Genomic DNA, 21,624 nt, shown 5'->3' with positions numbered 1-21,624 from the left:
TGCACTCATAGATAAAAGATTTTAGTATGAGTACACATCCAAACATCGTCATCCCGTCCAGCCCTGCTGGTATGGGGAAAATAAGGAGGGGAGCCCCTCCTTATTTTTGTATTGTCTCGTTTTTATAACCCGATTCTCAATAATCAGCGGTTCAGAGGTGGAATTAGTAAAGGCAACCTCACCAATACATTCCACATTCTCCTTAAACACCACATCCCCTGTTACGGAAAAACGACGACATTTCTGTAAGGAGGGAATACGACGGACCCTGGCACAAAAGTCATCATATTTTTTATAATACCGTTCATCAAGCTCTACGGTAATGTGCGAGGTTACCCCCGGCTCTTCACAATACCGGTCTTCTGTGTCTACATGATAGCGATCAGACCGTAGCAGTAGAAGATCACTATTTTTCTTTACGGGAAGAAAGCGTTTTTGGGGAATTTCCAAAACAACGCTATCAGAAAAGAGAGAAAGGGCAGAACCCATGGCCGTTTCTATTTGATACACCTTGGGAGTTGACTCGTCCCGCGGGTCAAGATGCTTTTCATTGGCAATGAGAGGCAATAGGGGAAGCCCATGGGAAGAAATATACTCACGCAACTGACGAAGATTTACCCAGAGGGAGTTTGAATTAAAATAGGAGTATCGATTAATATCTTCAAAGGCAGCAAGGTCTTCCTCCCGGGTTTGCGCACGCTCCCGGAGACAATATCCGTGCGTACTTCGCGCAATATGCCCACCTTTTTTATCCATCTCACGACGATGACATACTTCCATGAGAAAGGGAATTCGCTGATGTTCGACATACCCGAGAATAGAAGGATCGAGGGTTGCCCCCAGATTATCGATATTTGAAATAAATGCCAAATCTATTCCCCTGTCAAGGAGGGCATCAAGAAGCCCGGAAACATACAGTGACGCATAGACATCACCATGGCCTGCGGGATTCCACTCTAGATCAGGTGTATCTGTGTCTACTGCTGAAAGTGTATCAACACGAACCTTTGGATGACTATGGTGTACAAATGTGGGAGAAACAGCCTGTTCACGCAAAGCCGCATGCTCCTTGACAAGAGCACGGGTTTCAGCATCCGTCACGGCACTATTCATAAATATAAGGGGAATTTCTTGACCGTATTGCTGACGAAGCATCTCTATCTGCGCAATCACGATATCAATAAAACGCTTCTCCCCTTTCACAGGAAGAAAGGACTTTGGCCCCTGTAACCCCATGGAGGTACCCAAACCACCGTTTAATTTAATAACGGCGCATCGCGAGAGCGCCTCCTGCCCCACGGATAAATAGGACCCCAGATCTTCTGACCGAGGGATCTCCCCGGACATCACCGGCGTGAGATCCTCTTCAAGAATATATCCCCGATCTCCGCGGTGTAACTTCTCAAGCTGCTGATGAAATAGGTCTATTATTCGCTGGTCGATCCCTGCCGCCTGCATTTTTTCTGTACATCCAAAACTCTCTGTCATGCTCTCTCCCTAATACTCTGTGGTAAGATAGACATAGCGAATCCACTCTGAAAAGAACTCTAGGTTATGGGTTCGCCATCGATTTACCGGGTGGTGTAAATCAACATTAAGCGGGGCATCAATGACAACCCCCTTCTCAAGATCCCGTCGATACTCTTCTACCAACCGATCTGCATTGTATTCAAAATGTCCCAAGTGCATAAGAAACCGATGATCCGACGATTCGTAAATCAAATACCCAGCTTCGGGGGAATGGGCAAGGAGATCAATTTTTCCTGCATCACGCGCGTGCTCAAGATCCCGATCTTCATACCCGGCATATCTACTGTTGGGACACCAATAAATATCATCCATTTCTCCGGTAATTGGATGATTTTGAGCAATATTATGTGTCTCAAAAACACCGAAAAGCTTTTTCTCATAGAGTCGCTTCTCAATGCCCAAATATTTTGTCAGAGCCATCCCCCCCCAACAAATACCCAAGGTTGATACGATATTCTCCCGGGCATATGCCATAATTTCCTGTAGCTCCTGCCAATAGTGTACCTCCGTGAAGGGAATCTGTTCCACAGGAGCGCCGCTAATAATAAACCCGTCAAGATGCTTTTCTTCTACGGCATCAAAAAAACGTTGATAATGACGTTGTAAGTGTTGGCTATCTGAACTGGCATAGGTGTGGCTATCCAGCTTTATCCAAATGGGCTGTATTTGCAAGACAGATCGGCCCAAGGGAAACAATAGATTAAATTCGTAGTTTTCCGCCTCAGGCATAATATTCAAAATACCAATCCGCAATGGACGGATATCCTGCTTTAAGGCATTGGCATTTTGAATACAGAGGATTCGTCGATCCTCCAAGGCCTTTTTCGACGGATAATCATCAGGTATTATAATGGTCACGTTCAGCTCCGTTCACTCTTATCGATCTACCAATTCTCCCTGCTCATACAGAAGCCGGTCCCGTACATACCCCTCTTCAAAATAGACCACAACTTCACCATGAATTTCCCCATTTTTCATGGTCCCCTCTAGTTCAACACCGCCCTCTTCATAAAAAGAAACCGTACGGCCATGGTAGACGCCTTCCACGACATCCGCTCGAACCTTCTCGGCACCGCTCTCATAAAACTCAACAGCCACCCCCGTGAAAGGGCTGTCTTCGCCACGAACGTATTGAAGACTATCTCGTAATTCCAGATCCTGAGCAGCAACTTCACGCATACCTCGGTCGTCATATGAAAGGGAGTCTCGGGGATCTTCTCCACATGAAAAAAGCAGAAGGGCCAGACAAAATATCACGGTAACGCTCTTCATAGAAGAAACTCCTTTTTGAGCAAAATTGTAACACCATGAATATAATTAGATTATTTCAAGGGGGCAATAGTATCATTGGTGAAGAGTAAAGGAAGGGTTTTTTCAGTATCATCCGGAGCATAAATTATTTTAGCGTAGAATTACCATAAATAAGGATACGAAATGAAACGCTTTGAAGCACTTTTTACAGAATTGCAAAAAAAAATTGCAGCTCAAGACCCCCAGTCAGGTACGGTTGCAGAGTACAATAAGGGGACCCACTTTATCGGAAAAAAAATTGTAGAAGAAGCTGCAGAAGTATGGATGGCTGCTGAATATGAGGGAAAAGAGAAAACCGCTGAAGAGGTTTCACAGCTTTTATACCACCTTCAGGTATTGCTGATAGCCAATGATCTTACCCTTGAAGACGTCTACCGCTATCTCTAATATATTATAGAAAGGATGTATCATGGTAAAAATAGCGATCCCCAATAAGGGGTCTCTTTCTGAGAAAAGTGTGCAGCTTATTAAAGAAGCGGGATATGCATGTAAGCGCCGAAGCCGCGAGTTGGTTGTACGTGATACAACCCATCAAATAGAATTTTATTACCTCCGTCCCCGTGATATTGCCACCTATGTCCATGACGGCATTGTTGATCTTGGTATTACCGGTCGTGATCTTGCCATAGACAGCAAGCGGGAGTACCACGAACTGCTTCCCCTTCATTTTGGAAAATCACGCTTCTATTATGCCGTACCGGCACACCTCGATATTACCCCGGATGACCTTGATAATAAACGTATTGCCACTTCCTACCCAACCTTAGTAGAGCAAGATATGGCAAAACGAGGCAATACCGTACAGGTTGTTCCTCTCAGTGGAGCCATAGAGATCTCAATCCAGCTCGATGTGGCCGATGCCATTGCTGATGTGGTTGAATCGGGGCAAACCCTCAAAGAAGCAGGCCTTAAAACGATTGGCGACCCCATTATGCACTCCGAAGCGATATTAATCAGCAAAGCGTCGCACGCAGATAAAGATAGTGATATCGCCACCTTCATGACGAGAATTGAAGGCATTTTGAGAGCTCGCTCCTACGTGCTTGTTGAATACGATGCCCCCCGAGCAAAACTGGATACCTTGACGGAGTTAACCCCTGGTGTGGAGGCCCCAACTATCTCCCCCCTCACAGAAGATGGATGGGTGGCAGTAAAATCAATGGTCAAGAAGAAAGGTATTAATATTCTTATCGACCAACTCTACGATCGCGGTGCCCGGGGCATATTCGTCTCGGAAATTAAAACCTGCCGCATCTAAATATCTTTCGAGGAAAATAAGAGCGCATAAAGTGCCGTTCGCAAAGACGGCACTTTTTCTATCTGCAATACAACCGAAATGCCCCTGCTCCTGTTCTAAAAAAATGTTCTATCTGGCAGATAAAACCAGCACGTAGGGTTGAAAAAAAACTGTTCATGGTATAATGAGGTATCGATTCATTTAGTCTGTGAAAAGGATACGTCATGAGACACTTATTTAAACACCCGGGTACAATTAAAAATGAAATCCAACTATTAAACCGCAATCCGGTCATATCCGAGCTTATGCGTGTAATTCAGGGAGTATTTGCAGTTCTTGACCATAATCGTCAGATCGTTGCCGTAAATACAGAACTCCTGACCCTTGCGGGCATACCCAACCCGGAAGAAGCCTTGGGGCTTCGCCTCGGTGAACTCATGCAGTGTCAATTTGAACCAGACGCCCCTGAAGGATGCGGCACCGGTACAGCCTGCCAAAGCTGTGGTGCAGCCATTGCCACCATGGCAAGTCTTAGGACGGGGGAAAAACGAACAGAGAAATGCAGTATCCGTGCAAAACATACCAGCATTGGCTCAGATATAATTATGGAAGTCAGCACGCACCCCATCTCCATCGAGAAACACACCTTTGTTTTGCTCTTTATTCAGGATATCACCGCCCATGAACAAAGATCTGTTCTGGAGAAGACCTTTTTTCATGATATGAAAAATCACCTAAACGGGATACTGGGGGGAGTACAACTCTTATCTCAGCAGATGCATACCAATGAAATTGCTAACATTATTCGTCAAAGTTCGGAGAATCTCCTTGCGGAATTTGAAGTACAAAAGCTGCTTATGGAAAAGAGTCGTTCTTTCTATACGGCGAAGAAAGAACTGATACATCTGAGCCAACTTTTCACACAATTACACAACACATATGCCGCCCATTCCCTTGCAAAAAAAAGAAACCTCCGCTTTGATACTCCAGAGAAAGATCTCTCTTTTTACTCAGACTACTTTTTGCTCCAGCGCGTAGTGAGTAATATGATTATCAATGCCCTGGAGGGAACAAAGGAAGAACAAACCGTTCGGGTTACGGCAACCCATTCCAAAACAGAAGTAGAGATATCCGTATGGAATGAGACACCCATTCCCGAAGCCATACAACCACGCATTTTTACCAGTCGCTTTAGCACCAAAGAAGGTGATGGAAGAGGTCTTGGAACCTACTCAATGAAACTATTCGGGGAAGAAATTCTAAAGGGCACCGTTTCTTTTACAAGCTCCGCCCATGAGGGAACAACCTTTCGCATACGCCTGAAAACACACCCCCCTACGGATGCTACTGAAGAAGTGTAAATACTGCAAGAAGCGGCACGGCATAATCAATGGCAACCTCATTGGTATAGTAATCACCAATCCAGTCATAGAATACTTCTGCCCCTTGATACGGCCCATAAACATCCGTATATCCCGCGGGGAGGCTCAAGAACTTTTCCCAATCACGGCGCAGCCCTGGACCTCCCACCACAGCCCCTCGTTGTAGACCCGCAAGATCATTGAGCTGAGAATGAGCAAAACGGGGATATTTGCACCCTACTCCCACAACAAAAGAAACCCCCCACGGATTTGCCCCCAGGAGATAATCGACCTGTGCAATTGCAAGTGAACGGAAGGTTCTGTCACCGGTGCATTCCTCGTACAGTAAAATTTTCTGTGCATCTGCAGCTATTTGAGCACTGCTTCCCCACACCAATTCAGAGGCACGACAAAAGGGCGAACGCTTGGCAACCTTGGCAAGATTCTCCACACATCCTTGGAGTACTTCAGTACAAAAAGAACGATCAATTCCTGCTTCAAATGCTGTTATAAGGGCAAGAAACCCCACATTACCCCAGCCGATATTATAGTTTTCAACAGTTTTCAACAGGTTATCAACAACAGGAAGTAACTCTTCCCTCCCTGTCAGAATATAGAGCTGCACAGCCCCCAAAAGCATGGAGTCTTTACTGTCACTCTGAGTATAAAATGATTCCGGCGTTGTGTTTTGTACATCGGGAAAAGAATCACGTAACTCCCACAGCTTTTCTGCCCGCGTGCCACAGCATGCAGCAAAATCAGGGTCATCTTCGACAAAGGCACGAGCTGCCATGGAAAACACAGCAATAGCCAAGCCATTGAGATTTTTTCCCCACCCCGCATAGGCAGTACGCAGATACTCCTGTCCCGTACGATCGGCCTCGGGCAAACGCCAGAATCGATGATCGTCGGGATGCCCCACTTGATAATAGAACCGGCCATCAGCGTATCCGTCAGTCATCTTCAGCAACCATTCAACCCCCACTCGAGCCTCTCTGAGAACAGATGCAGCAAGACGAGTTTCGGTGCTGTTCTTTGCCAACACCGCAGAGAGCATTTCTATGGTAACAAAGGAGGTTGTTACCACAAATTTCAGATAGTCCCCTGCATCATGCCACCCGCCGGTAAGTGGATGCTCTTTAGATCCGTCATGTTGATGACATGGCCCATGAAGCGGCGTGGCAACACCACATCGCTGAGAACGGAAAAAATGAAGTATCTCCTCCGCAGGGTGATCACAGGCAGCCTCTTTTTGCACACTAAATACGGGCGAGCCACCCACGCCGGGAATTGAAACAAAATATCTTCCGGGAGTCTCCCACGAAGAGAAATCACAGACCGAAACTGCAGAGATGATACCCTGAGAACACCCCGCGGTGGAGGTAATTTCCCCCTCATACACAGGAGCTCCATCCTCTTCAGAACAGAGGTAAAAAGGCCCCGAAAACTGCTCTGCTGGCTCAGTATGCACAAGGTATACGGTTTTTGTTCCCCCGGAACAAAGCCTGCTTGATTATAGCGAAATTCCATACCATCTCCTTCAGGAAAACACGCGTCTATGCACCATACATACGAAGGTACTCTGCAATGCGCTCTTTCATGTCATCGTTGATGTAAATCGTACCATCAATGACGCGATTATGCAAATAGGAAACAATTTCTTCTATGGTAACAATGGCACGAGTCTCCATGTGAAATTCTTGACGAAGCTCCTCAAAGGCTGTAACACCACGAGACCCTTTTTCCATACGGTCCACAGAAACAATCAAGCCTCGAAGCGATATGGGAGCAGCCGAACGCAAGAGCGGCACCGTCTCATAAATAGAGGTTCCCGCCGTGGTAACATCTTCCACAATAAGTACAGGATCATTCGGTTTGAGGCTATGCCCTACAAGGCTACCGCCCTCACCATGATCTTTTATCTCTTTTCGATTAAAACAGAATGACGCCTCCTGTCCAGCATGATGCATGGCAACCGCAGTGGTTACTACCAAGGGAATACCCTTGTAGGCAGGGCCAAACAGCACAAAGGCTTCATCCGTACCGTATTCAGCTGCAATGGCACGGGCATAAAACGCACCAAGCTTCTGTATCTCTTCGGCGGTACTATATTTTCCCGTATTAATGAAGTAGGGGGTTTTACGCCCGCTTTTTGTGGTAAAGTCTCCAAAGGTAAGAACGCCTGCTCGTACCATAAATTCAATAAATTCCTTCTTATACGCTTCCATTATACCTCCAATGATAATCCGTCAAAGGCAAAATCCATATTGGGAAAAAGATACCTTTGATCATGCTTATAATGTATTCCATGACACATATGAGTAAAAAGAGTATTCTTTGCTTCCGCCTTCTGAGCAATGGCAATAGCTTCAGGTAAAATAAGATGAGTTGAATGGGGACGCTCCGTACGAAGGCAATCGATAATTAAGAGGCGTACACCACGAATTTTTTCTTCTTCACCAGGATAAAAGGCTTTCATATCGGGAAGATAGGCGATATCATTAAACCGATATCCATAGCATTGCCTGCATGCACCATGCTCCACCCTGATCGGCTCAAAGAGAATTTCTCCCACGGAAAAAGGTTCTGTAACAACCTCTTCATGCAAACGCGGTATGCCCCCACCGACAACGGTATGAGGATCAAAGATGTACGCAAAACTCTCACGAATTGCCTGAATTGTTTCACTCGAACCATATATGGGAAGTCCCTCTGAACGGGCCTTTGAATAGGAACGTAGATCAGGGATACCCAGGATATGATCCACATGTTTGTGAGTTATGACAACTCCATCCATGCGAGATATATTCTGGGTCAACATCTGTTCCCGGAAATCAGGTGTGGCATCTATAAGCACAGCTGTCTCTCCGTATCTCACAAATAGAGAGGAGCGTAACCGGCGATGTCGGTGGTCCTCAGCAGACTCCTGGCACACTCCCTTGGGGCAGCGAACAAACCCCTCCATCATACAGTCAACGGTGGGAACCCCGTGAGATGTTCCAGTGCCAAGAAAGGTAAGAGCGGTTTTCATAGGGCATTCCTTTTTCCGCGCAGATGGCCACGGAACCGGTGAGACACACGAATTTTCTGCGCACAAATTCGTATAAGCCCGCAAAACTGAAAGAAACGGGGGAGCAGAAGTGGTTGCTTCCGCAGAAGAATCTTTGCAGCACTAAAAAAACCTCGCAGGGACGTAGAAACACCATCGTGTTTGGCAGGATGGGCATAGTAGACAAGATGGGAAGGTACTGCTGCTACATGCGCACCCTGTCGAATAAGCCGAATAAAGAGATCATACTCCTGCAATGCCGGCAGGCGCGAATCAAACCCCTCCTGCATAAGAAGCGTGCGTCGAATGAGAACTGTTGAAGTGATTCCTACATAGTTATACAAAAGAATTGAGGTTCGAGGCATACAGTGCGGTATATGCAGTACTCGCCGAACCTCGTGGCTTTCATCTTCCATAACCCGAACCCCTGTATAAATAAGATCGGGGCTATCGTCCCAAAGGGCGCGTTCATATTGGCAAAAGAGTTTCTCTGGATGCCACCAGTCATCATCATCAAGAAAGGCGACATAGGTTTGCTGCGCTTCGGAAATACCGTAATTACGTGCTGCTGCTCCTCCACGAGATGTTTTTAAAGAAATATATCGACAAGAAACCTCGGGATGAAAGAGACGCTCAGCCCATGCAGCCGTACCATCCACAGAACCATCGTCAATAATAAGCAGTTCTTGCGGGAGTAAGCGCTGAGAAAAGACCGACTGAACAGCCCGCTGAAGCAGGGCGTGCCGGTTTTTGGTGGGAATAATAACACTGATGGGGCCTAGGGAAGTATGAGAAGTTTTGATACTGCCACCTTTGTATTATCATCACGGCCATCCTTTACAACAACCATGTACACTCCTGCTGGTAGTGAGCTTGAAGGACGCCACCGATACTGAATAATCCCTTCAGGAGTTGTATCGGAAAGAGCAGAGTTGTAGGGAGTCAAGCGAGCTGTTAAACGGCCTGATTCCGTATAGATATCAACATACGAATTTCGACTCACTCCAGCAATGGTCACCTCTTTATGATCGCTACGTATAAAGGGGTTAGGATACATGCGAAGGGTTTCAGAACTATGTTCATCAAGTGGGCGGGTATCCCGATATATTTCAACTCGGTTTACCCCGTTGAGAGTGGCCACCCAGAGACGATTCCCCTCCCCATCAAACACCATATCTTCCACCGTAGATGCCCCAAGCCCCTCGCGGGAAGTAATCGGCGAGAAACTCTCTTCTCGACGCAACTCAAAGCGGTCAAACTCTCCGTCAGGAGTTACATACTCATACAAACCAAACAGAAAAATACCTTGCTCACGAACTCCCACCCATATATCTGTTACAGAACGCCCCTCCTCATGCATGGTTCGTCCCACTGCAACAGCTGTTGCGGCTCCTTCGTCAATGCGAAGAAATTCCTGTACGGTCTCTTCTTCAGTATAACGGATACTGCCAATTCCGTCCTGCGTCGCTGCAACAATACTCCCCGAGGCAAGCGAGGCTACATCAAAAACGCGCGCTCCCACCGTACTGGAATCACGTCGAATATCATCGTAGGGGCGCGATTCATCAAAGACAGAAAGACGTCCATCAAGAACAGTAAAACTCCCCCGGGAGTTATTAAAAAACACCGCCATGGTGGTATCTGCCCCCGGAGCAAGATAATATGCTGATGTACGGTTCGCAAAATCCGGGGCAACCCCAAAGGTTCGAAAGGAATCGCGTTCTTCATTCCATGCCCATGCATAGGGCGTCTGAGAAGGACTATTGGGACCACGCCAGTTGACTCCCCATAGGGTGTTTTTTTGATCCACATGCATGCGATCTATTTTCATCCAGTCTCGAGCACGGGGATGCGAATTATCAGTGGTAACCACTGGAGGCTCCTCATAATTTGCGTCAAAAAGCACCCGCTCCCACGCACCATTACGATACCGAATAACATGCTCACTCGGGCTGCCCACATACAGAATACCGGACGTATCCTCTGTGATGGCTGATAATGTATCTGAACGGCCCAAAAGACCAATTCCCTCCGTATGAGGGCCGTAATAGGTAAGAGAATCCCCCGCCATGCGAACAATCTGATTGGGCGTTGCAGGATGTCCCCATTCTTCCCGATACTGGGCAAGATAGGGCAACATCCAGAGTGCTCCATCACGAGCCAAAAACACACGACAAATATCATTTTTTCGAAGCCCCGGCACGGAGAGAACGTGCTCTGTTTCACCGGAGAGAGTATTAAACATCAAAAACTGTCCGCGGTTTGTTCCTAAAAAAAGAAGGGAATCTACTCCGGGGGAAAGGGTGATAAGACTATCAAAACGATGCTCCTCGGCCTCTGTGTGAAACGAGTACTCTTCAATGGTATCTCCCTGGGGAGAAAAAGAAAAGAGTGATAGCTCTGAGAGAGAAAAGAAATGATCCCCGAAGAATCGCGCCGGTGCACGGAAGCGAAGGAAGGTTTCATCTGGTGCAAAAAAAAGCCGTTGCCCAAGCTCCAACGGGGGCGTAAGCTCACGATACTCCCACTGAGAGGGATCAGAAAAAGCAAGGGAACGCACCCGCTCAGAAAGATTCTCGTAGTACACTAAACTATTTCCCGAAAGAGCAAAGAGTGTATCGTCCACAATAAAGAGCTGTGACACAGCCCCTGCAATGGGGTCACCATCAACATCCTGTCCAAACTCCGTGGCAGTGCGTATAAAACTCTCCTGTTCGCGATCAAAGAGAGAGAGACCATTATCATGGGCCACCAACATGAGTGATTCATAAAACAGAAACTGCCGAACACGGCTCTCACCTAAGATTGTCAAATCACCATAGGGAGTTACCTCGTGCAGACGCTCATCTGTACGGTATACATATCCGCCAGCTGACCCCAGCCAAACAGTTCCAGAGTCATCACGGGTCATGGCGGATATACGAACATCTTTCATACGGGGTGAGCGCTCCAGCACAACGGAATCATGAATATATCGTGCTACACCTGCCGATGTAGCAAGCAGCCCCGTCGAGTCTGTAAGTGCATAGGCTTCCGTGGTCTGTGTAGACGCGGAATATTGAAAAATAGTGTTACGTGCCGAGACACTACACAAAAGACAGAGCAGACAGATACAGATGGTAAATTTCATACCTCTCCTTCTATCGAAGAATCCGTCTTATAATATAATTAACGCTCCACCACAATATCTTGACGATACAAGAAAGGGCTACATTATGAAAGAGAGGCGAAGACGTGCTCCATGCGATACCTTAGGAGTATTTCTTGGAAAGACGGATTCTGTATGGGAGAGGCTTTAAAATAGAAAAGATGACTCCTGCAAGAACAGTCTGAACACCCAAAACCACGAATCTCTTCATCAGCAAGGGCAGAAACGTCCTGGGCAAAGAAGCACTCATTCTCACCCCGGATACGAATGGGAAAGGTCTGCACCACCCGTGTGGCATCACGAAGATAATCAATATGCCAGTGCTTATTCTTTCGTTTTCGCTGGTGGCGAGCAACCCGTGCCGTAAGCCCGTTTTTTGCCGACCCTATGTAGAGATAAAAGCCCGGCTGAAACACACGTGTTCCCATGGCACCAATGGCAACACTTTGCTCTTCCCTATTTTCCAAAACAACGGCATAAATGCCTGAATCTTTACCGTGAGTTTCATACCCACGCCAATCGACTGTAAGAGAATGCTGGGAAACGATATGACGTAATGATCGATCCCACCCAATGGATTCTGCAAAAATACGGAGGTGCATACGTGCCTCATAGAGGGTTTGAGCAAAGACGGGATCAGTATGAAACTCAGGAGAAAACCGGCGAATATACCCACCGTGCACAATAAAAAGCACTGCCGCGTCATACCCGTGTTGAGCATATTCAGCAAGCTCTGAGACATGACGGCTTCCCCGGCTGGTTACCGCATCGGGAAACATGGCGGTCTCTCCGTGAAACAGAGTGCATGACTTTACTTCAAGAAGCATGTGTCGATCCCCCCGACGAAGAAGGAAGTCAAAGCGGCTCTTGCCAAGGGGAAACTCCCGTCGAACAAGAGACCACCCTTGAAGCCCCGTAATACGTTTCTGCGTAATCAAATACTCTGCAACACGATTGGTCACTTGGGTATCAAGCATAACAATCTCTCCGTGGAGAGTTTCTACGGCTGCAACTCTCCATGGGTAGGTGCTTTTTCTTCCCTCCATGGAATAGACCAAGAGGGTTACCCCGGGAAAAAAAAGCTCTCCCAGCTTCCCGGGGTTAGGAAGAGACGCACCTGCAGAGGCTCCTTCTATGAGTATATTCACTACAAAGCGATTGGGACGTGAAAGGAATTTTGCTTCAGAAAGTGGTTTGGTAAAATACATTACGGCACAACCTCCCTACCATCCCGACGCCACTCAATAATGCCGTGTTCAAGGTTATACACAGCAGAGAACCCATGGGACAAGAGAATATTAGCTGCCACGGTAGATCGATTTCCCGATCGACAATACACCAAGATCGGCGCATCCTCATAGCCGTGCAGCTCATGGATGCGCTGCTCTAATTCATGCAGGGGAATATGAATCGCCCCGGAGAGAGCCTCCCGAGAAAACTCCTGTTCCGTACGCACGTCAAGTACGGGGTTTCCCTGGCGGCGGTACTGTTCCATCTCCGCAGAGGAAATTTCTCGATACCGCGTTTGTTCAGTAGATTGAAAGGGCAACACCTGAAGAGGGAGCTTGACAGAAGTGTTTGTGTCCAGCACAATATGGAGAGTATATCTTCCTGTATCGCGAGCAGTAAAAGAAACGCCCTCTGTAAAATCGGGGGCATCACCCTCCTCATGAGAAAACAACTCACTCTCTATAGCACTCGCACGGGCAAACAGGTCTCCGTAGATCTGCACACTGTCCCCCCGATACAAACCAATCCCGCTCTCATCAAGAGCATCCACCCGAATACGACGTATTCCCTTATGCACGGTGCCACTTATAACATTTTTTTTCTGGCGCATAGCGATTCACCACCTCTTCGTAATCCCTTCGTGGATTCAAGCCCGGAAGCGTATGAACAACGTCGTTCTCATAGACAAATACGGTAAAGGGAATACCGCGAACTCCGTAGGCTTGAGCAAGAGAACCATGGTCATCAATATTTATCCGATAAAACTGCGTGCCCGTTGTATCCTCTTGGGCAAGGGCTTCATACTCTGGAGCCAACTGCTGACACGGCCCGCACCAATCTGCATAAAAATTAAGTACCACAAGATGATCCGACGAGCCTTCCATAATCGTCTCCATCTCTTGGGCCGATGCAACCTCATGCAGAGCCACCTCAGAAGATGACACCTCTTGAATCGCCTCGGCAGACGACTCCTGGACCTGATCTACCTCTGGTGTATCACCACCACAACTCACGGTAAGAAGAAAAATCATGGTAAAAATAAGTAGTTTCATAACACTACTCCTTCAACAATACTGTTCATATTTTTTAAAATCTATCCATTCAACCCCCAAAGACGACGGAGGAATAGTTCCTGCCGAATATCTCCCCTTCAGGGTAGTATCTTGTAACAAACGGTCAAATTTCTCCCACGACACCTCAGCCTCGTGAGCACTTAAAAACAAGGTTTTATCACCCTGTATGGTGTCGGAAAGCAACTTTATATACGCCTCTGAAATCTCTTGCTGAAACTGCTCACCATAACAAAAACGCATGGTCGTATCACTCATGAGATGGCTTTCACCGGGGGTTTTATTTACCAAATCAAGAATAATTCCTTCAGCAGGCTGAATTTTAAAAATGATCTGATTCTGAGACAAGGCTGCATCTCGATTAAACAACAGAGGTGGTAGTTTTTTAAAGCGAACACCAATCTCTGTCCCCTTACGATCCATGTACTTCCCCGCCCGAATATATACGGGGACGCCACTCCAACGGAGGGTATTAACAGACAACTGAAGTTCGGCATACGTCTCTGTGGTGGAAGAGGCGGGAACCCCCGGCTCGTGGAGATACTCTTCTGCCTGCCATTTCGCATACTGTTCTATGTGCAAACTTCTCAAAATGGTTTCTTTTTGAGTACGGATATCCTCGGCTGAGAAGGTAAGGGGCGGCTCCATGGTAATAAGGGAAAGAAGCTGCGCCAAATGATTCTGCACAACATCACGCACAATTCCTGCTGAATCAAAATACCCTGCTCGTCCTTCTACGCCAATATCTTCAAAGCAGTTGACTTGTATAGAATCAATATAGGTGCTGTTCCACAAGGGTTCAAAGAGAATATTTGCAAAGCGAAACACGAGGATATTCTGTACCGCTTCTTTGGCAAGATAGTGATCAATACGATACACATGCTCCTCAGCGTAGTATGAATGAATAAAGCGGTTTAACCGACGAGCTGAGTCGGTATCATACCCAAAGGGTTTCTCCAAAACAACCTTCACCCCGTCACGAAACCCTTCTGCATACAACTCTGCAATATTTTTTTCATAGACATGGGGGGGCAGGGAAAAAAAGATCACTATGTTCGAAAAATCTCCCAATTCCTCCACATACGCCTTAAGCCCCGCCATCCCTTGGTGATAGTACATCCGCTGTTTAAATGAGTCACAACAGGACACACGACGGCGAAACCCCTCGTGCCCAAGATCACTTCTGCCAGTACCTACCACCACCGAACCTTGCGGGAGTTTTCCCGATTGAAAGAGCATACTCAAGGCGGGTATCAGCTTTTTCTGTGCAAGATTTCCTGAAGCCCCTAAAATAACAACGGCCGTCGGCACATCCTGGTTCTTTTGACGATATTCCACAGCTCCTCCTTACACCGAATAGGACGATGATGCCGTAGCACCGCCATGACCGGTCCAGTCCGTATGAAAAAACTCTCCCCGCGGACGATCTCGGCGCTCATATGTGTGGGCTCCAAAATAGTCACGCTGTGCCTGAATTAACTCAGCCCCACCGCGGGTGCGACGATATCCATCAAAGAATGTAAGGGCTGAAGCAAAGGCTGGGATGGGAAGTTCGGACTGAAGGGCTGCTGCAGCGACACGACGCCACGCACCATGGTATTCCCTTAGGATATCACGGAAATACGGTGCCGTAAGCAAACTCTTCGGCTGATGATTTTGGCCTACGGCCCGGGAGATATCATCGAGAAAAACACTCCGAATAATACACCCTCCACGCCAAATAAGCGCCACGGTGCTTTGATCGATCCCCCATCCTGTTTCCACATTTGCCGTGTTGATAAGCATGAACCCCTGGGCATAGGAGATAACCTTTGCGCTAAAAAGAGCACGACGAATATCCTCCACACTAATTTGCCCACGCAGATTGGCGGTGCCAGGAACACCGTATGCCTCTTCAGCCACATGCCGCTCCTCAACCCGCGCCGAAAGAGAACGAGCAAAAACAGCTTCTCCTATTAGAGTGAGGGGAACCCCCATATTTGCTCCGTTCATAAGCGTCCATTTACCGGTACCCTTTTGACCAGCCGCGTCAAGAATCGTATCAATAAGCGGACCTTCATCTGTGCTATAACGCAAGATATCCGCTGTAATATCAATAAGATAACTATCTAACTCGCCAGTATTCCACTCCTCAAATATATCTGCCATCTCTTCATTTGATTTTCCTAAACCATATTTCAACAAAAGATACGCCTCGGTAATCAACTGCATATCTCCATACTCAATACCATTATGGACCATTTTTACAAAATGCCCCGCCCCAGATGCACCAACCCATTCACAGCAAGGAGCCCCATCATGGGCAGTTGCAGAAATAGTCTTAAACAAATCTTCTACATGGGGCCATCCTGCTAAATCCCCCCCGGGCATTATGGATGGGCCCCGACGCGCGCCTTCTTCACCACCGGAGATACCCACCCCCATAAAGTGAATCCCCGCTTCAGAGAGCGTCCGCTCACGACGAACCGTATCTTCATAGTTAGCATTGCCCCCGTCAATCACAACATCCCCATTCTGAAGCCAGGGTTGAAGCTGTTCAATAAGCGCATCAACCGCATCACCAGCCCGAACCATAAGTAGTATTCGTGCGGGACGTGCAAGGCGTGCAAAGACATCCTCCAAAGAACGGGCGCCATAAATAGCGTCGTACCCCTTTGCAGGACCATCTATGAACGACTCCACCTTTTCTCTGCTTCGATTAAAAGCAACCACACGGTATCCGTGGTCTGCCATGTTTAAAATAAGATTTTGCCCCATAACGGCAAGGCCAATCACCGCAATATCATACAGTTCGTTCTTTTCCATATTTCTCTCCTTGTGCATCACCATACACCATATATTATATATATCGATACCACCAACGCGTAAAGGTACTACCCATGAATACGTCAAGAAATATAGAAGAAGCAAATATCGTTCCATTTCAAGGCATACCAACCTTAGCAAAAAAACTTATCCCTGACCTTCTCCAACAACGGGTTGCCCTTTCCGGAGGATCGACCTACGCAGCCCTTTGTACGTCATGGCGCCGTCTGGCCCCTGCCTTAGACGGATTGTTCTTCCTCCCCGTCGATGAGAGGATTACCCCCTTCGCCTCCCCTGAATCAAACTGGGGAGAAGCCTGCCGTACTCTTTTTTTTCCCTGTAACCGCCCCGATGTTGCACAGAATCACCCCCAAAGTGTTGCAGACTATGAGCGTCTCTGCAACACCTGCATGGATACGGAGGGAATTCCCCGTCTTGACACGGTCTTTCTCGGGGTTGGAGATGACGGGCATTGTGCAAGCATCTTTCCTGGCACCCCCGCCGCACAAAATTTCACCTCTCCCTTTCTCGCAACAGAAAGTCCCCGAGGCATCCGCACGCGTATCACCTTGGGGTTTAAAACAATTCTTGCCGCGCGCACAATTCATATGGTAATTACGGGTACACAAAAAAAATGCTGTGTTGAGTGGCTCCTACAGAAACAGCCCCAAAAACCCTTTGTGCAAGTGTTACTAAATCGGACAGATACTCACGTACATCTCGACGAAGCGCTCTATGAGTACTATAAAAACCTTCGCGGAAGGTCGCGCTGACCCTCTTCCCATAATAAAAAACGCAGAAGACCGTTCTTTTAGAGAGAAGAGACACCCGGCACAGGAGGAAAAATATGAAAAATCTCTCCTTTTTATATAGTTTATGTATAAATATTTTTTTGAACGGAGGGGTCCATGTTCAAATTTCTACTCACCCTTGCATGGGTGTCGTCAATTGCATATAGCGGTACGCTTTCTGGCCAAAACAGCCTTACTCCCGGTGTTGATGCATACCGGCTCCTGGTGAAATTTTCCCCCGACTATGTATGGGATGTGGATGAAGACAAGATTTACTTTTCCCGTCTTCGAACTATCTCTCCAGAGAAAAACACCTTTATCGACTCCTTTTCCTACGATCAAGCTGTTCGGTATACCCCGCAAGAACAAGAGATAATGCGAAGGGGTGAAACACCACCCCCGGCACAGAATAGGGTAGACCTCTCATTTTTTCGAGGGATGGTCTATGTTCGTGAGGCTGAAGAACTCACACCCGAAGAAGTGCTGGATTTGGCTGAAGAGTTTGAACAGCTCTCCTTTGTTGAATACACAGCCCTTGAGCCGGTAGACCCTCCACCACCTCCCGCAATAGAATCGCCTCAGAACATCCCCGATTTTACTTGGCGGCAGTTTTATCGTAAATACAATCACGGAAACGACACTATCGGTATTAATATTGATTACGCATGGAACCGCGGAATTTATGGACAAGGAGTGCGCGTTGCCGATATCGAATGGGGGTTTGACTACGACCATGTAGATCTGGCGGCAGACAATTTTGTTGAACTTATCTCAACTACGGACAACAGCAATGACGATCATGGCACCGCCGTTGCTGGTGTTATGGTGGCCCACGACAACGGTTTTGGCGTTACCGGTATGGTTCATGAGGTTGATACCTTCTACGGCATATCCGAAATTCGCCATGGCCGGGTTACAGGAATTACAGAAGGGCTCCGTCGTCTTCGCGCAGGAGATGTGTTTCTCTATGAAATGCAAACCGGTGGACAGGGGGGGGAGTTTGTCCCCGCAGATTATAACCAAGCTGTTTGGGATATTACCCAGGAAGCCTCCGATGCAGGCGTTATTATTGTTGCTGCTGCAGGAAATGGTGGGGAAAATCTGGATGACCCCTTTTACAATTCATACAATGCCCGTGGAGACAACGGAGCAATTATTGTTGGGGCCGGAACCATTCAAGGCAGAAATCGTGCTGGATTTTCCACCTATGGCAGCCGTGTTAATTTACAGGGTTGGGGTGACTGGAGTGTTATGACAACAGGATACGGTGCATTGCACAACGGGGGCCCCCATGCAACTTATACGGGAAGCTTTTCCGGCACCAGCTCGGCAACTCCCATTGTAGCCTCGGCAGTGGTGGCAGTGCAATCCTTTGCAAAAAACGAACTGGACCTTCTTCTTACGCCGCAGGAAATGCGGGAACTGCTCATAGAAACAGGAACAGCCCAAGGAAGCGGATGGGGCGCGGAAAACATAGTACCACAGCCTAATGTGCAAGCTGCCATTGAATGGCTCGAAAACGAGCACGGCACACTCCCCAGATACACCCTTCATGCCACAGCAGAAAACGGTACTGTAGATATGGATCCTCAAAAATCCCGCTATGATTCCGGCTCTGTGGTCACTCTCACAGCCGAAGCAGATGAGGGCTACACCTTTACAGAGTGGACAGGCGATCTCTCCGGCGATGAAAGTCCGACAACCCTGGTAGTGAACGACAACAAACATGTAGAAGCCCATTTTTCCTATACAGGAGAAGAGCTCTCCCTTGAAACCACCATGCAAGATCGCATGTTCGCCACCGAGACCTCGCACACAATTCAATGGAGCAGCACCAACATTGATGATTCAATCCACCTCATACTCATCCATCCCACTGGAACATTAGACACGATTGAAACAGACCTTTCTCCAAACCAAGAGTACGAATGGGATATTGATAAAAAACTTCCCACTGCTACGGGGTACCGCTTGAGTATTACCTCCGCAAACAGTGCTGATACGTCCCAGAAATTCTCTCTTATTCAGACAACTTTAGCAGAAGATATGGTCCTTATAGATCAGGAAACAATTTCCATAGAGTCTGTCTCCAGTGAAGAAACCCATGGAGAACAAGCCTACGCAACAAATCTTCTTGATATGTCTACGGCGACACGGTGGCACACCGCCTGGCTTGATAGCTCAACCGGCGAGTGGTTTGATCCTGCTCCAAGCCACCCGCATACCATCGTCTTTGATCTTGATACCCTGTACGGTGCAACGGGGTTTGCCCATACCCCCCGTCTTGATGAGAGTACAAATAGCCTAATACACGAATATCTTCTTGAAGGAAGTACAGATGGCACCGCTTGGGACACCATATCTGTGGGGGCCTTTGATTGGAGTGAAAAAAGAGATATTGTCACAGTTGGCTTTCCCCGTACTCCAGCGCGATATATCAGGTTTACAACCCGCTCTACCTATGAAGGTTCCAACAACCCGGGGTATGCCTCAGGACTTCAGATGAACTTCTTCGCAGACCCTTCATGGGAAGATCCTACTCCCGTTGTACACGAAAATCGGCCCAAAGAGGGCATACTTTTTTCACAGGGAACTGTTCATCTCACCCTCGATGAGCCAGTGAAGATTCATATTACCAGTGTCACAGGAAGGCGTATAGCAGAGATTGCCTCCCCAGGCACTGCCACACTCAATCTACGTGAGAAAAACATTCCTGCGGGAGTCTACCTATTTCGCATTATGACCGATGCTGGAATTATACAGACGCAACAAATACGTCTTCCGTAAGGAAGGCTCCTTTCGCACCATACGAAAGAGGAGGAATGCCTCCTCTTTTTCTTTCTCTCCTGTTCGACACCTTCCCACACAACAACAGTGCAGGATGTTGCATATATACAAAATGCATCATCCGGAAGAACCACAAGCCTGTAAAAGAAGGGGCGAGGCCTTGGCATGAAACATGCTTTATCGGTGTAAACCCATTTTAAAGGAGTTCGAGTATGGCAAAAGAGATAAGTGATGCAACATTTACGGCAGAAGTTTTAGAATCTGATCTTCCCGTGTTAGTTGACTTTTGGGCACCGTGGTGCGGCCCCTGTCGAATGGTTGGCCCAATCATTGACAGCCTTTCAGAAAAGACGGAGGGAGCTGCCAAGGTAGTAAAACTGAATGTTGATGAAAACCCGCAAAAAGCAGGAGAGTATAATATCACCTCAATACCATCGGTACTTGTGTTCAAAAATGGTAAGAAGGTAGAACAATTTGTTGGTGTCAAAAGTGAGCAAACCTATCGGGATGCCTTACAGGTGTAATCGACAGAAGCCCCCCTACGCATCAAGAAATGCACGTAAAGCCCGAGAATTTAGAATGCAGACCCGTTTCTTTTCTCGGGCTATTATTCCTGAATCATTCAGATACTTCAACTCTCTGCTCAAGGAAGGACGAGCAATACCAAACATACGCGACAGTTTTTCCAACGATTCAGAGATATGAATCACCTCCCCTTCTTTTTCATACTTTTTCAAAAGGTAGTACGAGAGTTTCTGTCGAATTGTTGTGAGGGAGAGAAACTCCATTTTTTTGCGCAAAAACAATGCCTTGTGGGAGATCAGTGAAAGAAAATTAGTAAGGATACGGCTGTCTTCCTGAAGAAGGGTAAGAAAGGTCGTCTTTTTCATTTTTAAAAGCCGGACATCTGTATTTGCAATTACATCAACGGGAACCAAGGCCTCCTGTGTAAAAAGAAATGCCGGAGCCAAGATATTGGGAGCAGTAATATCTTCAACATATACTGAATCACCAGAAAAATGGGGGATCACCCCACGCACGCTTCCCGATACAACAATATGGAGATATTTCAATGGAGTATCTGCTAACAACACCAGTTGCTCTTTCTTATAGTCATGCATGCGGTAGGGAAACCGCTGTAGCAAGAGAAGTATCTCCTCCTCTGTTACCCCCTTAAATAGGGGAGAAAATTGTAAAATAGACGTCTCTGCCATGCCACCTCCAATGTTGATCCCTTCCATAAGAAATATATACAATGTGTAACCGATGTTACATCAGAGAGTTTCTTTTTGTGCTATATTAGAG

At 47.2% G+C, this 21,624-nt stretch carries 20 protein-coding genes and 1 pseudogene; 6 read left to right on the top strand and 15 right to left on the bottom strand.

What is annotated here, in order from left to right; all coding sequences use genetic code 11:
- Positions 1-48: 48 nt before the first annotated feature.
- From CALK_RS02450 to CALK_RS02440, 3 genes are read right to left on the bottom strand one after another with little or no spacing between them, the layout of a single operon-like run.
- Positions 49-1,488, bottom strand: a complete 1,440-nt coding sequence (locus CALK_RS02450) for a UTP--glucose-1-phosphate uridylyltransferase (RefSeq protein WP_022636060.1) — start codon at positions 1,486-1,488, stop codon at positions 49-51.
- Between the two features lie 9 nt (positions 1,489-1,497).
- Positions 1,498-2,388 carry a homoserine O-acetyltransferase/O-succinyltransferase family protein gene (locus tag CALK_RS02445; protein WP_022636059.1) on the bottom strand — a complete coding sequence of 297 codons (891 nt, stop codon included), beginning with the start codon at positions 2,386-2,388 and terminating at the stop codon, positions 1,498-1,500.
- 18 nt (positions 2,389-2,406) lie between these two features.
- The gene (locus CALK_RS02440; protein ID WP_022636058.1) at positions 2,407-2,802 is read right to left on the bottom strand and encodes a toxin-antitoxin system YwqK family antitoxin; all 396 of its coding nucleotides are present in this window, start codon (positions 2,800-2,802) and stop codon (positions 2,407-2,409) included.
- Between the two features lie 162 nt (positions 2,803-2,964).
- Between CALK_RS02440 and CALK_RS02435 the strand changes: the two genes are divergently transcribed.
- The 3 genes from CALK_RS02435 to CALK_RS02425 all read left to right on the top strand — a co-directional run bounded on the left by CALK_RS02435 (position 2,965) and on the right by CALK_RS02425 (position 5,439).
- The gene (locus CALK_RS02435; RefSeq protein WP_022636057.1) at positions 2,965-3,228 is read left to right on the top strand and encodes a phosphoribosyl-ATP diphosphatase; all 264 of its coding nucleotides are present in this window, start codon (positions 2,965-2,967) and stop codon (positions 3,226-3,228) included.
- Positions 3,229-3,250: 22 nt separating this feature from the next.
- Positions 3,251-4,099 (top strand): ATP phosphoribosyltransferase, encoded by an 849-nt coding sequence (gene hisG / locus CALK_RS02430; RefSeq protein ID WP_022636056.1) that lies wholly within the window; start codon positions 3,251-3,253, stop codon positions 4,097-4,099.
- Positions 4,100-4,302: 203 nt separating this feature from the next.
- Entirely contained in the window at positions 4,303-5,439 is a 1,137-nt protein-coding gene (locus CALK_RS02425; protein ID WP_022636055.1) for a sensor histidine kinase, read from the top strand.
- Here CALK_RS02425 and CALK_RS02420 read toward each other — a convergent pair.
- The 11 genes and pseudogenes from CALK_RS02420 to gnd all read right to left on the bottom strand — a co-directional run bounded on the left by CALK_RS02420 (position 5,423) and on the right by gnd (position 16,741).
- The gene (locus CALK_RS02420) at positions 5,423-6,697 is read right to left on the bottom strand and encodes a glycoside hydrolase family 9 protein (RefSeq protein ID WP_275574361.1); all 1,275 of its coding nucleotides are present in this window, start codon (positions 6,695-6,697) and stop codon (positions 5,423-5,425) included. The genes CALK_RS02425 and CALK_RS02420 overlap by 17 nt on opposite strands.
- Positions 6,698-6,727: 30 nt before the next feature.
- A pseudogene (locus CALK_RS13330) lies at positions 6,728-6,922 on the bottom strand (cellulase N-terminal Ig-like domain-containing protein); the annotation flags it as partial.
- A 73-nt stretch (positions 6,923-6,995) separates the two neighbouring features.
- Positions 6,996-7,667, bottom strand: a complete 672-nt coding sequence (pyrE, locus tag CALK_RS02415; RefSeq protein ID WP_022636053.1) for an orotate phosphoribosyltransferase — start codon at positions 7,665-7,667, stop codon at positions 6,996-6,998.
- Positions 7,667-8,470 carry an MBL fold metallo-hydrolase gene (locus CALK_RS02410; RefSeq protein ID WP_022636052.1) on the bottom strand — a complete coding sequence of 268 codons (804 nt, stop codon included), beginning with the start codon at positions 8,468-8,470 and terminating at the stop codon, positions 7,667-7,669. The genes pyrE and CALK_RS02410 overlap by 1 nt, the downstream gene beginning before the upstream one ends.
- Positions 8,467-9,252, bottom strand: coding sequence for a glycosyltransferase family 2 protein (locus CALK_RS11950; protein ID WP_420806136.1), 786 nt, complete (start codon positions 9,250-9,252; stop codon positions 8,467-8,469). The genes CALK_RS02410 and CALK_RS11950 overlap by 4 nt, the downstream gene beginning before the upstream one ends.
- A 14-nt stretch (positions 9,253-9,266) precedes the next feature.
- On the bottom strand, positions 9,267-11,618 hold the full coding sequence (locus CALK_RS02400) for a T9SS type A sorting domain-containing protein (RefSeq protein WP_022636050.1): 2,352 nt from the start codon (positions 11,616-11,618) through the stop codon (positions 9,267-9,269).
- A gap of 83 nt (positions 11,619-11,701) precedes the next feature.
- Positions 11,702-12,844: a DNA/RNA nuclease SfsA gene (sfsA, locus tag CALK_RS02395; RefSeq protein ID WP_022636049.1), complete on the bottom strand. Its 1,143-nt coding sequence runs from the start codon at positions 12,842-12,844 to the stop codon at positions 11,702-11,704.
- Positions 12,844-13,476 (bottom strand): rhodanese-like domain-containing protein, encoded by a 633-nt coding sequence (locus tag CALK_RS11945; RefSeq protein ID WP_022636048.1) that lies wholly within the window; start codon positions 13,474-13,476, stop codon positions 12,844-12,846. Before CALK_RS11945 ends, sfsA begins: the two co-directional genes overlap by 1 nt.
- On the bottom strand, positions 13,436-13,918 hold the full coding sequence (locus CALK_RS11940; protein ID WP_022636047.1) for a thioredoxin family protein: 483 nt from the start codon (positions 13,916-13,918) through the stop codon (positions 13,436-13,438). The genes CALK_RS11945 and CALK_RS11940 overlap by 41 nt, the downstream gene beginning before the upstream one ends.
- A 12-nt stretch (positions 13,919-13,930) precedes the next feature.
- Positions 13,931-15,274 (bottom strand): glucose-6-phosphate dehydrogenase, encoded by a 1,344-nt coding sequence (gene zwf / locus CALK_RS02380; protein WP_022636046.1) that lies wholly within the window; start codon positions 15,272-15,274, stop codon positions 13,931-13,933.
- Positions 15,275-15,283: 9 nt separating this feature from the next.
- On the bottom strand, positions 15,284-16,741 hold the full coding sequence (gnd, locus tag CALK_RS02375) for a decarboxylating NADP(+)-dependent phosphogluconate dehydrogenase (protein WP_022636045.1): 1,458 nt from the start codon (positions 16,739-16,741) through the stop codon (positions 15,284-15,286).
- 74 nt (positions 16,742-16,815) lie between these two features.
- On the opposite strand from gnd, the gene CALK_RS02370 reads away from it, so the two are divergent.
- The 3 genes from CALK_RS02370 (at position 16,816) to trxA (ending at position 20,843) form a co-directional block, all read left to right on the top strand.
- On the top strand, positions 16,816-17,514 hold the full coding sequence (locus CALK_RS02370) for a 6-phosphogluconolactonase (RefSeq protein WP_022636044.1): 699 nt from the start codon (positions 16,816-16,818) through the stop codon (positions 17,512-17,514).
- A gap of 135 nt (positions 17,515-17,649) precedes the next feature.
- On the top strand, positions 17,650-20,319 hold the full coding sequence (locus CALK_RS11935) for a S8 family serine peptidase (protein WP_022636043.1): 2,670 nt from the start codon (positions 17,650-17,652) through the stop codon (positions 20,317-20,319).
- 212 nt (positions 20,320-20,531) lie between these two features.
- Positions 20,532-20,843, top strand: a complete 312-nt coding sequence (trxA, locus tag CALK_RS02360) for a thioredoxin (RefSeq protein ID WP_022636042.1) — start codon at positions 20,532-20,534, stop codon at positions 20,841-20,843.
- A 15-nt stretch (positions 20,844-20,858) separates the two neighbouring features.
- On the opposite strand, the gene CALK_RS02355 is transcribed toward trxA, so the two are convergent.
- The gene (locus CALK_RS02355; protein ID WP_022636041.1) at positions 20,859-21,533 is read right to left on the bottom strand and encodes a Crp/Fnr family transcriptional regulator; all 675 of its coding nucleotides are present in this window, start codon (positions 21,531-21,533) and stop codon (positions 20,859-20,861) included.
- Positions 21,534-21,624 lie beyond the last annotated feature (91 nt).

It is taken from the genome of Chitinivibrio alkaliphilus ACht1, from assembly GCF_000474745.1.
Taxonomy (GTDB): Bacteria; Fibrobacterota; Chitinivibrionia; order Chitinivibrionales; family Chitinivibrionaceae; genus Chitinivibrio; species Chitinivibrio alkaliphilus.
Note: the sequence above shows the minus strand (reverse complement) of the source record. Positions and strands in the feature narration are given on the sequence as shown.

Excerpts from the sequence above, each read along its gene's own strand:
- CALK_RS11945 (WP_022636048.1), bottom strand. The coding sequence starts at position 13,476 with ATGCGCCAGAAAAAAAATGTTATAAGTGGCACCGTGCATAAGGGAATA.
- pyrE (WP_022636053.1), bottom strand. The coding sequence starts at position 7,667 with ATGGAAGCGTATAAGAAGGAATTTATTGAATTTATGGTACGAGCAGGC.
- CALK_RS02410 (WP_022636052.1), bottom strand. The coding sequence starts at position 8,470 with ATGAAAACCGCTCTTACCTTTCTTGGCACTGGAACATCTCACGGGGTT.
- CALK_RS02435 (WP_022636057.1), top strand. The coding sequence starts at position 2,965 with ATGAAACGCTTTGAAGCACTTTTTACAGAATTGCAAAAAAAAATTGCA.
- CALK_RS02440 (WP_022636058.1), bottom strand. The coding sequence starts at position 2,802 with ATGAAGAGCGTTACCGTGATATTTTGTCTGGCCCTTCTGCTTTTTTCA.
- CALK_RS11940 (WP_022636047.1), bottom strand. The coding sequence starts at position 13,918 with ATGAAACTACTTATTTTTACCATGATTTTTCTTCTTACCGTGAGTTGT.
- sfsA (WP_022636049.1), bottom strand. The coding sequence starts at position 12,844 with ATGTATTTTACCAAACCACTTTCTGAAGCAAAATTCCTTTCACGTCCC.
- trxA (WP_022636042.1), top strand. The coding sequence starts at position 20,532 with ATGGCAAAAGAGATAAGTGATGCAACATTTACGGCAGAAGTTTTAGAA.
- CALK_RS02355 (WP_022636041.1), bottom strand. The coding sequence starts at position 21,533 with ATGGCAGAGACGTCTATTTTACAATTTTCTCCCCTATTTAAGGGGGTA.
- CALK_RS02450 (WP_022636060.1), bottom strand. The coding sequence starts at position 1,488 with ATGACAGAGAGTTTTGGATGTACAGAAAAAATGCAGGCGGCAGGGATC.
- hisG (WP_022636056.1), top strand. The coding sequence starts at position 3,251 with ATGGTAAAAATAGCGATCCCCAATAAGGGGTCTCTTTCTGAGAAAAGT.
- CALK_RS02425 (WP_022636055.1), top strand. The coding sequence starts at position 4,303 with ATGAGACACTTATTTAAACACCCGGGTACAATTAAAAATGAAATCCAA.
- CALK_RS11935 (WP_022636043.1), top strand. The coding sequence starts at position 17,650 with ATGTTCAAATTTCTACTCACCCTTGCATGGGTGTCGTCAATTGCATAT.
- CALK_RS02400 (WP_022636050.1), bottom strand. The coding sequence starts at position 11,618 with ATGAAATTTACCATCTGTATCTGTCTGCTCTGTCTTTTGTGTAGTGTC.
- gnd (WP_022636045.1), bottom strand. The coding sequence starts at position 16,741 with ATGGAAAAGAACGAACTGTATGATATTGCGGTGATTGGCCTTGCCGTT.
- CALK_RS02370 (WP_022636044.1), top strand. The coding sequence starts at position 16,816 with ATGAATACGTCAAGAAATATAGAAGAAGCAAATATCGTTCCATTTCAA.